We start from the raw sequence: 16,457 nt of genomic DNA, 5'->3' as shown, positions 1-16,457 counted from the left end.
GTCAGTTGTGCCCAGCACCTTCATGGGTGAAACCGAACGCGAAAGGTAGAGTCCGGCGGCGTGCACCTCAAGTCCCTGACCCTGCGTGGCTTCAAATCCTTCGCGTCCGCCACCACCTTGCGCTTCGAGCCCGGAATCACCTGTGTCGTGGGCCCGAACGGCTCCGGCAAGTCCAATGTGGTGGACGCGCTCTCCTGGGTCATGGGCGAACAGGGGGCCAAGTCCCTGCGCGGCGGGAAGATGGAAGACGTCATCTTCGCCGGGACCACCGGGCGTCCGCCGCTCGGACGGGCCGAGGTGTCCCTGACGATCGACAACTCCGACGGCGCGCTCCCCATCGACTACGCCGAAGTCACCATTACCCGGATCATGTTCCGCGGCGGCAGCAGCGAGTACCAGATCAACGGTGACACCTGCCGCCTGCTGGACATCCAGGAGCTGCTCTCCGACTCCGGCATCGGCCGCGAGATGCACGTCATCGTCGGACAGGGCCAGCTGGACTCCGTACTGCACGCCGATCCCATGGGCCGCCGCGCCTTCATCGAGGAGGCGGCCGGCGTACTCAAGCACCGCAAGCGCAAGGAGAAGGCGCTGCGGAAGCTGGACGCGATGCAGGCCAATCTCGCGCGCGTCCAGGATCTGGGCGACGAGCTGCGGCGCCAGCTCAAGCCCTTGGGACGGCAGGCGGCGGTCGCCCGGCGGGCGGCCGTGATCCAGGCGGACCTGCGCGACGCGCGGCTGCGGCTGCTCGCCGACGACCTGGTCGTACTGCGGCGCGCCCTCGACGCGGAGATCGCGGACGAGGCGGCGCTCAAGGAGCGCAAGGAGGCCGCCGAGGCCCAGCTCGCGGGCGCCGTGCGGCGCGAGGCGGAGCTGGAGGAGGCGGTACGGGAGCTCGCACCGCGGCTGCAGCGGGCGCAGCAGACCTGGTACGAGCTGTCGCAGCTCGCCGAACGCGTCCGGGGGACCGCCTCCTTGGCGGACGCGCGGGTCAAGAGCGCGTCGGCTCCGGCCGAGGAGGAGCGGCGCGGCCGCGATCCCGAGGAGATGGAGCGGGAGGCCGCGCGGATCCGTGAGCAGGAGGCGGAACTGACGGCGGCTCTGGAGGCGGCCACGCGGGCGCTGGAGGACACGGCCGAGCACCGGGCGGAGCTGGAGCGGGCGCTGGCCGAGGAGGAACGCCGGCTGCGGGACGCCGCGCGGGCCGTCGCCGACCGGCGCGAGGGACTGGCCCGGCTGACCGGGCGGCTCGGCGCGGCCCGCTCCCGTGCGGGGGCGGCGCAGGCCGAGATCGACCGGCTCGTCGCGGCGCGGGACGCGGCGCAGTCCCGGGCCGCCGCCGCGCAGGAGGAGTACGAGGCGCTGGCGGAGGAGGTCGGCGGCCTCGACGACCCGTCGGCCGACACCGACCACGCGAGCGCGCGGGAACGGCTGGCACGGGCGGAGGCGGAACTGTCCGCCGCCCGGGATGACCTGTCCGGGGCGGAGCGCTCACGGGCGGCCGTCTCGGCGCGCCGGGACGCGCTGGCGCTGGGGCTGCGCCGCAAGGACGGTACGGGAGCACTGCTCGCGGCGCGGGAGCGGCTGGCCGGGCTGCTGGGACCGGCGGCGCAGCGGCTGTCGGTGACCCCGGGGTACGAGGTCGCCGTGGCCGCCGCACTGGGCTCGGCCGCGGACGCGCTGGCGGTGGCCTCCCCGCGGGCGGCGGCCGAGGCGATCCGCCACCTCCGTGAGGCGGACGCGGGCCGCGCCACCCTGCTGATCGCCCCGGCGGCGCCCGCCCTCCCGGGCCAGGCCTCGGCCGGACCCGCGGGCGGGACCGGGGGAGCGGCCGCCGGGGGAGCCGGATCCCCGGGAGCGGTCCCCCACCCGGCCCCCTCCCGGGACGGAGATCTGCCCGCACCCGCACCCGCACTCGCACCGCACCTTCCGGCGAGCGTCGGTACGTCCGCGTCCGCGTCGGCGTCGGCGTCGGCCCCGGCCCCGGCCCCGGAGCGGCTCGCGGGCGCCGGACCGGCGGGCGCGCCCGTACCGGCCGCCGGGCTGGTCGGCGGGGACGTCGAGGTGCGGCGGGCCGTGGAGTGGGTGCTGCGGGACCACGTCGTGGTCGGGACCCTCGACGAGGCCGAGGCGCTGGTCGCGGAGCGGCCCGACGCGGTGGCCGTGACCCTCGACGGTGACGTGCTCGGGGCGCACCTCGCGCACGGTGGCTCCGCCGGAGCCCCCAGCCTGATCGAGGTACAGGCGGCCGTCGACGAGGCCGCGGGCGAGCTGGCCCGGCTCGCCACGCGGTGCGAGGAGCTCACCGACGCCCGGGCAGCCGCCCAGGCGCGCCGCCAGGACGCCGCCGCCCTGGTCGAGGAGCTCGCCGAGCGGCGGCGCGCCGCCGAACAGGCCCGGGCCGGGGTCGCCCAGCAGCTCGGGCGGCTCGCCGGACAGGCGAAGGGCGCGGCCGGCGAGGCCGAACGCAGCGCCGCCGCCGCGGCCAGGGCCCAGGACGCCCTGGAGCAGGCGCTGGCCGAGGTGGAGGAGTGCGCGGAGCGGCTCGCGACGGCCGAGGAGATGCCGGTGGACGAGGAGCCGGACGGCTCCCGGCGGGACCGGCTCGCGGCCGACGGGGCCAACGCCCGGCAGACCGAGATGGAGGCCCGGCTGCAGCTGAGGACCCTTGAGGAGCGGGTCAAGGGGCTGGCCGGACGGGCGGATTCACTCGACCGGGCGGCCCGTGCGGAACGCGAGGCCCGGACCCGCGCCGAGCGCCGCCGGGCCCGGCTGCGCCACGAGGCGGAGGTGGCCCGGGCGGTGGCCGACGGGTCCCGGCAGCTCCTCGCGCACGTGGAGGTGTCGCTCGGCAGGGCCGACGAGGAGCGGGCGGCCGCCGAACGGGCGAAGGGCCTGCGCGAGCGGGAGCTCGGCGAGGCGCGCAACCGCGGCCGGGAACTGAAGGGGGAGCTGGACAAGCTCACCGACTCGGTCCACCGCGGCGAGGTGCTCGGGGCCGAGCAGCGGCTGCGCATCGAGGCGCTGGAGGCCAAGTCGCTGGAGGAGTTCGGCATGGCGGCCGCCGGGCTGGTCGCCGAGTACGGCCCCGACCAGCCGGTGCCCCCGTCCCCGGCCGCCGAGGGCGAGGTGCTGCCGGAGGACCCGCAGGACCCGCGGAACCGTCCCGGCCCCTTCGTCCGGGCCCGGCAGGAGATGCGGCTCAAGATCGCCGAACGTGCCTACCAGCAGCTCGGCAAGGTCAACCCGCTCGCGCTGGAGGAGTTCGCGGCGCTGGAGGAGCGCCACCAGTTCCTCAGCGAGCAGCTGGAGGATCTCCGAAAGACGAGGGCCGACCTCCTTCAAGTCGTGAAGGAGGTCGACCAGCGTGTCGAGCAGGTCTTCACCGAGGCGTACCGGGATACGGCCCGGGAGTTCGAGGGCGTGTTCTCGCGCCTGTTCCCCGGTGGCGAGGGCCGGCTGATCCTCACCGATCCCGACAACATGCTGACCACCGGCGTCGACGTGGAGGCCCGTCCGCCCGGCAAGAAGGTCAAGCGGCTGTCGCTGCTCTCCGGCGGCGAGCGCTCGCTGACCGCCGTGGCGCTGCTGGTGTCCATCTTCAAGGCGCGCCCCAGCCCCTTCTACGTGATGGACGAGGTCGAGGCCGCGCTCGACGACACCAATCTGCAGCGGCTGATCCGGATCATGGAGGAGCTCCAGGAGAGCTCGCAGCTGATCGTCATCACGCACCAGAAGCGGACGATGGAGGTCGCGGACGCGCTCTACGGCGTCTCGATGCAGGGGGACGGGGTCTCCAAGGTCATCAGTCAACGGCTCCGCTGAGGCTCGTAGATTCAAGAAGTGAATTCAATGTCGGTACTCTTCCGGACACGTGAACTTCAAGCCAAGTATTGACTTCAGGAACTGAACGCATAGGCTCGCTCCGCTGTCTCCCGCCTTCGAGTGGTGCCCGATCTTGAACTGTGCGCCACTGTGAGGACGGACAAAACCCCCACGGAGCACACCTTGACCAGCAGCACATCGCGGGCCTCGGCACCGGGCGGCGGATCCTCGCCCCACCCCGAGCATCTCGGCCACGTCATCTTCATCGCCGCGGCCGCGGCCATGGGCGGTTTCCTCTTCGGGTACGACAGTTCCGTCATCAACGGCGCCGTCGTCGCCATCCGCGAACGCTTCGACGTCGGCTCGGAGGCGCTCGCCCAGGTGATCGCGGCGGCGCTGATCGGCTGCGCCTTCGGTGCCGCCACAGCCGGCCGCCTCGCCGACCGGATCGGCCGAATCCGCTGCATGCAGATCGCGGCCGTCCTGTTCACCGCGAGCGCGCTCGGCTCGGCCCTTCCGTTCGCCCTCTGGGACCTCGCCATGTGGCGCGTGATCGGCGGCTTCGGCATCGGCATGGCCTCCGTCATCGGCCCCGCCTACATCGCCGAGGTGTCCCCGCCCGCCTACCGCGGCCGGCTCGCCTCCTTCCAGCAGGCCGCCATCGTCATCGGCATCGCCGTCTCCCAGCTCGTCAACTGGGCCATCCTGAACCTCGCCGGCGGGGACCAGCGCGGCGACATCGCGGGCCTGGAGGCCTGGCAGTGGATGCTGGGCGTCATGGTCGTCCCGGCCGCCCTCTACGGGCTGATGTCCTTCGTCATCCCGGAGTCCCCCCGCTTCCTGATCTCCGTCGGCCGCAACGACGAGGCCAGGAAGGTGCTGACCGAGGTCGAGGGTTCGAAGATCGACCTGGACGGACGCGTCGCCGAGATCGAGCACGCGATGCGCTCCGAGCACAAGTCCACCTTCAAGGACCTGCTCGGCGGCCGCTTCGGCTTCCTGCCCATCGTCTGGGTCGGTATCGGCCTCTCGCTCTTCCAGCAGCTGGTCGGCATCAACGTGATCTTCTACTACAGCTCCTCGCTGTGGCAGTCGGTCGGCATCGACGCGAGCGCCTCGTTCCTGTACTCCTTCGAGACCTCGGTCGTGAACATCATCGGCACGGTGATCGCGATGATCTTCGTGGACCGGATCGGCCGCAAGCCGCTCGCGCTCATCGGCTCCGTCGGCATGTCGATCTCGCTGGGCCTGGCCGCCTGGGCCTTCTCGTACAAGTCCGGGGTCGGCGACGACATCTCCCTGCCGCACGCCCAGGGCATCGTGGCCCTGGTCGCCGCCAACTGCTTCGTCCTCTTCTTCGCCCTCTCCTGGGGCGTGGTCGTCTGGGTGCTGCTCGGTGAGATGTTCCCGGGCCGCATCCGGGCCGCCGCCCTCGGCGTGGCCGCCGCCGCCCAGTGGATCGCCAACTGGGTCATCACCGTCAGCTTCCCGACGCTCTCGGACTGGAACCTGTCCGGCGCGTACATGATCTACACCGGCTTCGCCCTGCTCTCGATCCCGTTCATCCTCAAGTGGGTGCCGGAGACCAAGGGCAAGGCGCTGGAGGAGATGGGGTAACCACCCCCGCCAACGCCCCTTCTCCTCGATACTGCCCCGGCTCAGTCCTTGAGCCGGGGCAGTACCTGTTCGCAGAGCAGGTGCAGGCTCCGCCAGCCCTCGTCCAGCGGCATCCCGCCGCACAGCGGGTGCAGGACCAGGTTCCCCGCCTCGCCCGCGGCCCGGCCGTACGCGACCGCCTCGTCCGGGGTGAGGATCCGGTACACGCCCTCCGCGCGCAGCTCCGCCACCGAGCGCGCGACCGACCGTACGGCGCTGCGGATGTCCTTGGACTGCCAGGACGCGTACATGCCCGCCTCGTGCAGGAAGCGCTCGCCGTGCTCGGCCCACACCCGGTCCGGGTCCTCCGCGATGTGCAGCAGCGGGGTCTCGGCCGCCGGCATCATGCAGAAGCCCTCCGTGCCGTACTCCGCCAGCCGCGCGGTGTAGTACGCCTCCAGCTCCGGCAGGTGCGCGCTGGGGAAGAAGGGCAGCCCCAGCCGGGCGGCCCGGCGGGCCGCGGCCTCGGAGCTGCCGCCGACCAGCAGCAGGGGGTGCGGCCGGGTGAACGGCGTCGGGGTGACCCGTACCGTGCGGCCGCGGAACTCGAAGGGCTCGCCGGTCCACGCCTTCAGCAGGGTCTCCAGCAGCTCGTCCTGGAGCCGGCCGCGCCGGCCCCACTCCACGCCGTGCTGCTCGTACTCCTCGGGCCGGTAGCCGATCCCCGCGACCGTCACCAGGCGGCCGCCGCTCAGCAGGTCGAGGACGGCGATGTCCTCGGCGACCTTCAGCGGGTCGTACAGCGGGCCGATGATCGCCGAGACGGTGACGGCGATCCGGCGGGTCGCGCCGAAGACCGCGCCCGCGAAGGCGAAGGGGGAGGGCAGCCAGTTGTTGCCGGTGCCGTGGTGCTCCTCGGTCTGGACGGTGTCGATCCCGCGGTCGTCCGCGTACCGGGCCATCTCCAGCGCCGCCTTGTAGCGGGCGGAGAGGGACTCGGGGGTGCCGTCGGGGTCGACGAGATTGAACCGGGCCACGGTGATGGGCATGGAGAAGTCCCCCTTCGCCGGATGTGGGTGGGCGGGCGAAGGGGGACGTTAGCTGACGTGGCGTCAGTTGGACAGGGATCCGGCGAGCGCGCGCTCCCCGGCCGCGGCCGGCTCCGCCGGCGCCGTGCGCGGCAGTACGGCGTACAGCACGGCCGAGGTGAGGATGCCCGCGGCCCAGCCCAGGCCGTTCTCCCCGATCCAGGTGGAGGCGAGCGGTCCGGCGAACCAGTCCACCTTGGTGAACAGCAGGCCCGCGACGAGGGCGAGGGCCCACGCGGTCATCGCCTGCCAGGCGAACCCGCCCTTGTACCAGTAGGCGCTGGTCCGCGTGGTGTCCAGCAGCGCGGGGCCGTCGTAGGCCGTGCGGCGCAGCATGTCCACGCCGAAGACGCCGATCCAGGCGGAGAACGCCACGGCCAGCAGGGTCAGGAAGGAGATGAACGAGCCGAAGAAGCTGGTGGCGACCACCATCAGCAGGAAACCGAAGACCAGGCTGATGACCGCGTTGACGCTGACGGCCGCGGCGCGCGGGACCTTGATGCCCAGGGTCTGCGCGGTGAACCCGGCCGAGTACATGGACATCGAGTTGATCAGCAGCATGCCGATGAGCGCGATGAGCAGGTACGGGACAGCGATCCAGGTCGGGAGCAGCTCACCGATGAAGGACACCGGGTCCTGGGCCGTGGCCAGGTCCGGGGTGCCGACGGCCATGACCGCGCCCATCAGGACCATCGGGAGCACGACCACGCCGGCGCCGCCGACCGTCGCGCCGACCATGGCCTTGGAGGAGGCGGTGCGCGGCAGGTAGCGGGTGAAGTCGGGGCCCGAGGGCACCCAGCTGATCCCGCCGGCCGCGATCGTGCCGATGCCCGCGATCATCATCGCGCTGGAGCCGGCGGGCTTGGCGAAGACGGCGGACCACTCGGTGGTGAAGACCAGGTACCCGAGGACGAGCACGCTGAAGGCGCCGAAGAGGTACGCCGACCACGTGGAGCAGACGCGCAGCGCGTTGATGCCGAGCCCCGAGACCAAGAAGGTGCAGCCCACGAAGAACAGCAGGGTGACGAGGATGAGCGGGGTGCTGCTGCGGACCCCGAACAGCAGGTCGAGCACGGTCAGTACGGCGTAGGCGCCGCTGACCGCGTTGATGGTCTCCCAGCCCCACCGGGCCACCCAGATCAGGGCGCCCGGGAAGAGGTTGCCGCGCTGCCCGAACACCGCCCGCGAGAGGGCCATGCCCGGGGCGCCGCCGCGCTTGCCCGCGATGGATATCAGGCCGACGAGCCCGTACGAGACGACCGGCGCGGCGACCGCGACGACGAGCACCTGCCAGATGTTGAGCTTGTTGAAGATCACCAGCCCCGCACCCATGGTCAGCAGCAGCACGCTGATGTTGGCGGCGACCCAGGTGGGTACGAGCTCGCGGACCCGGCCGCCGCGCTCGCTGTCCGGGACGGGTTCCAGGCCGCGGGTCTCGATCGCGGTTTCGGCTGTGCCGTCGGCGGGCTCGGCAGGCATGCGATTGCTCCGTTGGGGAGGGTATGAGGGGAAGTCGTCCATCATCACGGATTTGCTGCTAAAACCACAAACAGCGGCTTACGTGCTGGTCCGCGCGCCCGGGTTCCCGGCTCCGGGGTGGCCGTGTCCGATACTGGTGGGGTTATGGACATCCTCATCCTTGCTGTAGTCATCGCCCTGGTCGCGGTCGGTGTGATCAGCGGGCTCGTCGTCAGCAGCCGCAAGAAGAAGCAGCTGCCGCCGCCGGCACCGCCGAGCACGCCGACCATCACTGCCCCGCCTGCCGAGCCGCAGGTGGGGGAGGACGCCGTAGAGACGGCGGAAGAGCCGCGCCGCACGATCGAGGAGGTCGGGCTCCCGGAGGCCGAGGCTCCCGTCGAGGCGCCGGTGGCCGAACCCGTGCCCGCGGCCCCGGCCGCGCCCGAGATCGAGGTTCCCGAGCCCACTGCCGGGCGCCTGGTCCGGCTGCGCGCCCGCCTGGCCCGGTCGCAGAACTCCCTCGGCAAGGGGCTGCTCACGCTGCTCTCCAGGGAGCACCTCGACGAGGACACCTGGGAGGAGATCGAGGAGACCCTCCTCGTCGCCGACGTCGGTGTCGTGCCGACCCAGGAGCTCGTGGACCGGCTCCGCGAGCGGGTCAAGGTGCTCGGCACCCGGACCCCGGCGGACCTGCGCGCCCTGCTCAAGGAGGAGCTGCTGACCCTGGTCGGCACCGACTTCGACCGCGTCGTGAAGACGGAGAGCGGCGAGGACACCCCCGGCGTGATCATGGTCGTCGGCGTCAACGGCACCGGCAAGACCACCACCACCGGCAAGCTGGCCCGGGTGCTCGTCGCCGACGGCCGCAGCGTGGTGCTCGGCGCGGCCGACACCTTCCGCGCCGCCGCCGCCGACCAGCTCCAGACCTGGGGCGAGCGCGTCGGCGCCCGTACGGTACGCGGCCCCGAGGGCGGTGACCCGGCCTCGATCGCCTACGACGCGGTCAAGGAGGGCATCGCCGAGGGCGCCGACGTGGTGCTCATCGACACCGCGGGCCGCCTGCACACCAAGACCGGCCTGATGGACGAGCTCGGCAAGGTCAAGCGCGTCGTGGAGAAGCACGGTCCGCTGGACGAGATCCTGCTGGTCCTGGACGCCACCACCGGGCAGAACGGCCTGACCCAGGCCCGTGTCTTCGCCGAGGTCGTGGACATCACCGGCATCGTGCTGACCAAGCTCGACGGCACCGCCAAGGGCGGCATCGTCGTCGCCGTCCAGCGCGAACTGGGCGTACCGGTCAAGCTCATCGGCCTCGGTGAGGGTCCGGACGACCTGGCGCCCTTCGAGCCGGAGGCGTTCGTGGACGCCCTGATCGGCGACTGACCACGGTCCCGCACGGACATCTGTGCCCCCGCGTTCCGCCGGAACGCGGGGGCACCGTCATGTGCGCGTCCGGACCGCGGCTACCGGCGGAAGCGGTGGCAGATGTACGCGAGGGTCCCCAGCAGCAGCCTGGCCTGCGGGGGGCCGCCGGCGGAGTCCAGCGCGGGCGGCCGCAGCCAGCCGGCCTGGCCGAGCCCCGCGCGGTCGGAGGGCGGGGCCGTCACGAAGGCGCCGTGGCCCAGGGCCCGCAGGTCGAGGTCGGCGTCGTCCCAGCCCATCCGGTACAGCAGCTGCGGCAGTTCGGCCGCCGCCCCCGGGGCCACGAAGAACTGCGCCCGGCCGCCGGCGGTGACGATGACCGGGCCGAGGGGCAGGCCCATCCGCTCCAGCCGCACCAGCGCGTGCCGCCCGGCCTCCTCCGAGACCTCGATGACGTCGAAGGCGCGGCCCACGGGGAGCAGTACGGCGGCGCCCGGGTACTCGCTCCAGGCCTCGGTGACCTCGTCCAGGGTGGCCCCGGCCGGGACCGTGGGGGCGAAGGCCAGGGGATGTGCCCCGGGTTCGCGGCACTTCGTGTCCCCGCAGGGGCAGTCGCGGGCGGGCGCCGCGGCGCGGGCGCCGGGGACCACGTCCCAGCCCCACAGCCCGGTGTACTCCGCCACCGCCGTGCACTCCGAGGTCCGGCCGCCGCGGCGCCGGGTGCCGGAGCGGAACTCCTTGGTGCTGCGGCTGCCGCCGATCGTGAAGCCCATGCCCATGCCCCCTCCAACGGGTCGGACGTGCCGGTGGTTACGAAGCCGGAGCGACGACCTCGCCGGGACCTCTGCCGGCGGTCCCGCCGCGGGGTGTTCTCCGATGCCGCCCGGCGCACTCCTTGCCGCGCGCGCCCCGAGCGCACTCCAGTCCAACCGATCCGCTTTCACCTCGGTGTCAAGTGAATCGCGCCTGGCGGGTGGCTAGTTCATTCGAAGGGGTGGCGAATGGTGGCGTTTCTGGAATCGACCTCGCCGCAGGGGTGATCGTAGGATTACTTTCGGTACACGAAACCGAAGGCGACCCATCCGTGGGTATGCCGGAGGCAATACGTGAAGGACCTGTGAAGGTCCGTGGTGGCGCCCGGCGCCCCGGCCAGGGTTTCGTGTGGAAGATGCTGAGCGGATGGGGGCGTTCCAGTGAGCGGCAACGGCGCAAGCGGAACGATCGAGGATGCTGCTGCGCGCAATGACCAGCTGACCTCGTGGTTCGTCCGCAGCGGTTGGTCCAAGGGTGAACTCGCCCGGCAGGTCAACCGCCGGGCGCGCCAGATGGGTGCCCACCACATCAGCACGGACACCTCCCGGGTGCGCCGCTGGCTCGACGGTGAACAGCCCCGCGAGCCCGTCCCGCGCATCCTGTCCGAGCTGTTCTCCGAGCGCTTCGGCTCCGTCGTCGCCATCGAGCAGCTCGGCCTGCGCACCGCCCACCAGACCCCCTCCGTCTCCGGGGTCGACCTGCCCTGGGCCGGTCCGCAGACCGTCGAACTCCTCGGCGAGTTCTCCCGCAGCGACCTGATGCTGGCGCGCCGCGGCTTCCTCGGGACCTCGCTCGCCCTCTCCGCCGGCCCCGCCCTGATCGAGCCCATGCAGCGCTGGCTCGTCCCGGCCCCGGCCGCCGACCCGGGACCGCGCGCGGCGGGGCCGACGGGGGCCCTCGGCGGCCACCGCCCGCCCCGGCTCTCCGCACCGGAACTCGACCTCCTCGACGCCACCACCGTCATGTTCCGCCAGTGGGACGCCCAGTGCGGCGGCGGACTGCGCCGCAAGGCCGTCGTGGGCCAGCTCCACGAGGTCACCGACCTGCTCCAGGAGAACCACCCGGCGCCGGTCATGAAGCGGCTCTTCAAGGTCGCCGCCGAACTGGCCGAGCTGGCCGGCTGGATGAGCTACGACATCGGCCTGCACCCCACCGCGCAGAAGTACTTCGTGCTCGCGCTGCACGCCGCCAAGGAAGGCGGGGACAAGCCGCTCGGCTCGTACATCCTCTCCAGCATGAGCCGCCAGATGATCCACCTGGGCCGCCCCGAGGACGCCCTGGAACTCGTCCACCTCGCGCAGTACGGCAGCCGCGACTGCGCCGGCCCGCGCACCCAGGCCATGCTGTATGCGATGGAGGCCCGCGCGTACGCCAACATGGGCCAGCCCAGCCGGTGCAAGCGGGCCGTGCGGATGGCCGAGGACACCTTCTCCGACGTCGGCTTCGCGGGCGAGCCCGAACCCGACTGGATCCGCTTCTTCTCCGAGGCCGAGCTGAACGGCGAGAACTCCCACTCGTACCGGGACCTGGCTTACGTGGCCGGGCGCAGCCCCATGTACGCCTCCCTCGCCGAGCCCGTCATGGAACGGGCCGTCGAGCTCTTCGAGAAGGACGAGGAGCACCAGCGCTCCTACGCCCTCAACCTCATCGGCATGGCCACCGTGCACCTGCTCCAGCGCGAGCCCGAGCAGGCCGCGGCCCTCGTCGACCGAGCCCTCGACGTGGCGGGAAAGGTGCGGTCCGAACGGGTGAACACCCGCCTGCGCAAGACCGTAGACACCGCCGCCCGCGAGTACGGCGACGTCGCCGAGGTGGTCCGGCTCACCGACCACCTCGCCTCCCGGCTCCCCGAAGCCGCGGAGGCCGTCTGACGGCCCACGCGGCCGCCCCCAAGGCCCCGGCCGCGGCAGTCACCCCGTGAAGCCCGATCAGGCTCCCCCAGCCAGGACATCCGGGTCACTGCCGCGGCCGGCTTCTGTGATCCACCTGTTCATTGACGCGTAACACGCCCGCCCTCTTCGTCACGGGCGCGAAACACCGAGCGGCGCCGCCGGAAACCGGCCTGCGCGAATCTCGGGGTCATTAACCGGCCAGCCTCCCCAGCCCGGCCGGACACCCCTTTTACGCCGCTCAGGTTTTCACGATCGCCCGCACGCGAACGTACCGACGACGAGGAGACGCCGATGGCATCAGCCATCACGACCCTCGCGGCAGACGCCCCGACGCTGTCTGCCGCGAACACCGGGTTCATGCTCATCTGCTCCGCCCTGGTCATGCTGATGACCCCGGGACTCGCCTTCTTCTACGGAGGCATGGTCCGCGTCAAGAGCAGCCTCAACATGCTGATGATGAGCTTCATCAGCCTCGGGATCGTCACGATCCTGTGGGTCCTCTACGGCTTCAGCCTCGCCTTCGGCACCGACTCCGGTTCCCTCATCGGCTGGAACTCCGACTACGTCGGCCTCAGCGGCATCGGGATCACCGAGCTCTGGGACGGCTACACCATCCCGGTCTACGTCTTCGCCGTCTTCCAGCTGATGTTCGCCGTGATCACCCCCGCCCTGATCAGCGGTGCGCTGGCCGACCGCGTGAAGTTCGGCGCCTGGGTCCTGTTCACCGGCCTGTGGGTCACCGTCGTCTACTTCCCCGTCGCCCACTGGGTCTGGGGCGCCGGCGGCTGGCTCTTCGAGCTCGGCGTCATCGACTTCGCGGGCGGCACCGCCGTCCACATCAACGCCGGCGCCGCCGCCCTCGGCGTGATCCTGGTCATCGGCAAGCGCGTCGGCTTCAAGAAGGACCCGATGCGCCCGCACAGCCTCCCCCTCGTGATGCTCGGCGCCGGCCTCCTGTGGTTCGGCTGGTTCGGCTTCAACGCGGGCTCCTGGCTCGGCAACGACGACGGCGTCGGCGCGGTCATGTTCGTCAACACCCAGGTCGCCACCGCCGCCGCCATGCTCGCCTGGCTCGGCTACGAGAAGCTGCGCCACGGCTCCTTCACCACCCTGGGCGCCGCCTCCGGCGCGGTCGCCGGCCTCGTCGCCATCACCCCCTCGGGCGGAGCGGTCAGCCCGCTCGGCGCGATCGCCGTCGGCGCCATCGCCGGTGTGCTCTGCGCCATGGCCGTCGGCCTCAAGTACAAGTTCGGCTACGACGACTCCCTCGACGTGATCGGCGTCCACCTCGTCGGCGGTGTGGTCGGCTCCCTGCTCGTCGGCCTCTTCGCCACCGGCGGGGTCCAGTCCGACGTGGCCGGCCTCTTCTACGGCGGCGGTCTGGAACAGCTCGGCAAGCAGGCCATCGGCGTCTTCGCCGTCCTCGCCTACTCTCTGGTGGCATCGGCGCTCCTCGCCCTCCTCCTCGACAAGACGATCGGGATGCGGGTGTCCGAGGACGACGAGGTCGCCGGTATCGACCAGGTCGAGCACGCCGAGACGGCCTACGACTTCAGCGGAGCCGGCGGCGGAGCCGCCTCGCGGAGCACCGCCGCACCCACCCCCTCCGCCGCGAGCAAGAAGGTTGACGCATGAAGCTGATCACCGCGATCGTCAAGCCGCACAAGCTGGACGAGATCAAGGAAGCCCTCCAGGCCTTCGGAGTGCAGGGACTCACGGTCACCGAGGCCAGCGGCTACGGCCGCCAACGCGGCCACACCGAGGTCTACCGCGGTGCCGAGTACCAGGTCGACCTCGTCCCCAAGATCCGCATCGAGGTCCTGGTCGACGACTCCGACGCCGAGGAACTGATCCGGGTGATCGTGAGCGCGGCGGCCACCGGAAAGATCGGTGACGGCAAGGTGTGGAGCGTCCCCGTGGACTCGGTCGTACGGGTCCGCACCGGCGAGCGCGGCGCTGACGCGCTCTAGGTGACAGGAGCTCCCGGGTGACGAGCGTCGAAGAGAACACGGACCACACGGCCGGCTCGGGACCCAGCGGATACGCCGCGGCCCGGCTGCGACTCCTCCAGGAGGAGTCGCAGTCCGGGCCTTCGCGCCGTTCCGCCCTGGCCGGGCTGACCGACGAATGGCTGAACGCCCTGTTCACGACCGCCGTACGGGAGACGGGCGTCCGCGGTGCCACGCTGGTGGCCGTCGGCGGCTACGGGCGCGCCGAACTCTCCCCGCGCAGCGACCTCGACCTGGTGCTGCTGCACGACGGCAAGGCCGAGCCGCGGGCGCTGGGCGCGCTGGCCGACCGCCTCTGGTACCCGGTGTGGGACCTCGGCCTCGCCCTCGACCACTCGGTACGGACCCCCGGTGAGGCCCGCCGGACCGCCGCCGAGGACCTCAAGGTGCACCTCGGCCTGCTGGACGCCCGCACCGTCGCCGGTGACGCCGGACTCCTCGCCGGCCTGCGGACCTCCGTACTGGCCGACTGGCGCAATCAGGCGGCCAAAAGGCTCCCGGAGCTGCACTCCCTGTGCCGCGAGCGGGCCGACCGGGCCGGGGAACTGCGCTTCCTGCTCGAACCCGACCTCAAGGAGGCCCGCGGCGGCCTCCGCGACGCCACCGCACTGCGGGCCGTCGCCGCGTCCTGGCTGGCCGACGCCCCGCGCGAGGGCCTCGCCGAGGCCCGGCGGCGGCTCCTGGACGCCCGCGACGCCCTGCACCTGGTCACCGGCCGGGCCACCGACCGGCTCTCCCTCCAGGAACAGGACCAGGTCGCGGCCCAGCTCGGACTCCTCGACGCGGACGCGCTGCTGCGCGAGGTGTACGAGGCCGCCCGCGTCGTCGCCTACGCCGGCGACGTGACCTGGCGGGAGGTGGGCCGCGTCCTACGGGCCCGCGCCGCCCGGCCCAGGCTGCGCGGACTGCTGGGCACCCGCGGCGACCGGGCCGCCGCGCGGGCACCCCTGGCCGAAGGCGTGGTGGAGTCCGACGGCGAGGCCGTACTGGCCCTGGCCGCGCGCCCCGACCGCGATCCCGTCCTCGCCCTGCGGTTCGCCGCGGCCGCCGCACAGGCTGGTCTGCCCGTCTCCCTGCACGCCGTACGCAGACTCGCGGCGCAGGGGAAACCGCTCCCGGTGCCCTGGCCGGCCGAGGCCCGCGAGCAACTGCTGACCCTGCTCGGGGCGGGGGAGCCGACGGTGGCCGTGTGGGAGGCCCTGGAGGCCGAGGGCATGATCACCCGGCTGCTCCCGGACTGGGAGCGGGTGCGCTGCCGCCCCCAGCGCAATCCCGTCCACACCTGGACGGTCGACCGGCACCTGATCGAGACGGCGGTGCGGGCCTCCGCCCTCACCCGCCGGGTCGGCCGCCCCGACCTGCTGCTGATGGCCGCGCTCCTGCACGACATCGGCAAGGGCTGGCCGGGGGACCACTCGGTGGCCGGCGAGACCATCGCCCGTGACGTCGCCGCCCGCGTCGGCTTCGACCCGCACGACGTCGCCGTGCTCGGGGCGCTCGTACGGCACCACCTGCTGCTGATCGACACCGCCACCCGGCGCGACCTCGACGACCCGGCCACGGTCCGCGCGGTCGCCGAAGCCGTGGGCTCGGTGGGCACGCTGGAGATACTGCACGCCCTGACCGAGGCGGACGCCCTGGCCACCGGGCCGGCGGCGTGGAGCGCATGGCGGGGATCGCTCGTGGCGGACCTCGTCGCGCGGGTCGCCGCCGTACTGCGCGGCACGGCCCCGGTGGCCGGCGAACCGGAGATCCCGACCACGGAACAGGAACGCCTGGCGATGGAGGCCCTGCGCACCGGGGAGCCGGTCCTGGCGCTCCAGGCCCGGCAGGAGGAAGACGCGGTCGGCGTGGACCTCGTCGTCGCCGTCCCCGACCAGCCGGGGGTCCTCCCGGCGGTGGCCGGGGTCCTGGCCCTGCACCGGCTCACCGTACGGGCGGCCGACCTGCGCTCCATGGAGCTCCCGGACCGGCTGGGCGAGGTCCTGGTGCTGCGCTGGCGGGTGGCGGCGGAGTACGGCGCGCTGCCGCAGGGCGCCCGGCTCCGTACCGACCTGGTCCGCGCCCTGGACGGCTCGCTGGACGTCCCGGCCAAGCTGGCCGACCGCGAGGCGGCCTATCCGCGCCGGCGCGGGGTGGTCCCGCCGCCGCCCCGGGTCACGGTGGTCCCGGACGTGTCCTCCCTGGCCACGGTCCTGGAGGTGCGCGCGCCGGACGCCGTGGGTCTGCTGCACCGGATCGGGCGGGCCCTGGAATCGGCGGGCGTCAGGGTGCGCAGCGCCCACGTCTCCACGCTGGGCGCGAACGCCGTGGACACGCTGTACGTCACCACCCCCGAGGGCAAGCCCCTGGACCCCGCGAACGCGACCGCCCTCGCCGGCCTGGTGGCGTCGGCCCTGACGTAGCCCGGGCGG

At 72.7% G+C, this 16,457-nt stretch carries 10 protein-coding genes; 7 read left to right on the top strand and 3 right to left on the bottom strand.

Annotation, left to right across the window (positions count from 1 at the left end):
- Positions 1-60 precede the first annotated feature (60 nt).
- Positions 61-3,825, top strand: coding sequence for an AAA family ATPase (locus ACFY04_RS27900; RefSeq protein WP_389120711.1), 3,765 nt, complete (start codon positions 61-63; stop codon positions 3,823-3,825).
- Between the two features lie 183 nt (positions 3,826-4,008).
- Entirely contained in the window at positions 4,009-5,442 is a 1,434-nt protein-coding gene (locus tag ACFY04_RS27895) for a sugar porter family MFS transporter (RefSeq protein WP_389120709.1), read from the top strand.
- Positions 5,443-5,483: 41 nt separating this feature from the next.
- Here ACFY04_RS27895 and ACFY04_RS27890 read toward each other — a convergent pair whose 3' ends face one another.
- Entirely contained in the window at positions 5,484-6,470 is a 987-nt protein-coding gene (locus ACFY04_RS27890) for an LLM class flavin-dependent oxidoreductase (RefSeq protein ID WP_389120707.1), read from the bottom strand.
- A 63-nt stretch (positions 6,471-6,533) separates the two neighbouring features.
- Positions 6,534-7,988, bottom strand: coding sequence for a cytosine permease (locus ACFY04_RS27885; protein WP_389120704.1), 1,455 nt, complete (start codon positions 7,986-7,988; stop codon positions 6,534-6,536).
- A 144-nt stretch (positions 7,989-8,132) separates the two neighbouring features.
- On the opposite strand from ACFY04_RS27885, the gene ftsY reads away from it, so the two are divergent.
- Complete coding sequence (gene ftsY / locus ACFY04_RS27880) at positions 8,133-9,350, top strand: signal recognition particle-docking protein FtsY (protein WP_189745525.1); 1,218 nt, start codon at positions 8,133-8,135, stop codon at positions 9,348-9,350.
- Positions 9,351-9,430: 80 nt separating this feature from the next.
- Here ftsY and ACFY04_RS27875 read toward each other — a convergent pair whose 3' ends face one another.
- On the bottom strand, positions 9,431-10,102 hold the full coding sequence (locus tag ACFY04_RS27875; protein WP_389120701.1) for a bifunctional DNA primase/polymerase: 672 nt from the start codon (positions 10,100-10,102) through the stop codon (positions 9,431-9,433).
- Between the two features lie 420 nt (positions 10,103-10,522).
- Here ACFY04_RS27875 and ACFY04_RS27870 point away from each other — a divergent pair, with 420 nt between their 5' ends.
- The 4 genes from ACFY04_RS27870 (at position 10,523) to ACFY04_RS27855 (ending at position 16,448) form a co-directional block, all read left to right on the top strand.
- Positions 10,523-12,013, top strand: coding sequence for a hypothetical protein (locus tag ACFY04_RS27870; protein ID WP_389120699.1), 1,491 nt, complete (start codon positions 10,523-10,525; stop codon positions 12,011-12,013).
- Positions 12,014-12,325: 312 nt separating this feature from the next.
- Positions 12,326-13,669: an ammonium transporter gene (locus ACFY04_RS27865; RefSeq protein WP_389120697.1), complete on the top strand. Its 1,344-nt coding sequence runs from the start codon at positions 12,326-12,328 to the stop codon at positions 13,667-13,669.
- Positions 13,666-14,004 (top strand): P-II family nitrogen regulator, encoded by a 339-nt coding sequence (locus tag ACFY04_RS27860; protein WP_030009357.1) that lies wholly within the window; start codon positions 13,666-13,668, stop codon positions 14,002-14,004. The genes ACFY04_RS27865 and ACFY04_RS27860 overlap by 4 nt, the downstream gene beginning before the upstream one ends.
- Positions 14,005-14,021: 17 nt before the next feature.
- Positions 14,022-16,448, top strand: a complete 2,427-nt coding sequence (locus ACFY04_RS27855) for a [protein-PII] uridylyltransferase (RefSeq protein WP_389120695.1) — start codon at positions 14,022-14,024, stop codon at positions 16,446-16,448.
- Positions 16,449-16,457 lie beyond the last annotated feature (9 nt).

The sequence above is a fragment of the Streptomyces sp. NPDC001549 genome (assembly GCF_042894025.1).
Classification (GTDB): Bacteria; Actinomycetota; Actinomycetes; order Streptomycetales; family Streptomycetaceae; genus Streptomyces; species Streptomyces kutzneri.
The sequence above is the reverse complement of the archived record's forward strand: the minus strand, read 5'-3'. Positions and strand labels throughout refer to the sequence as shown.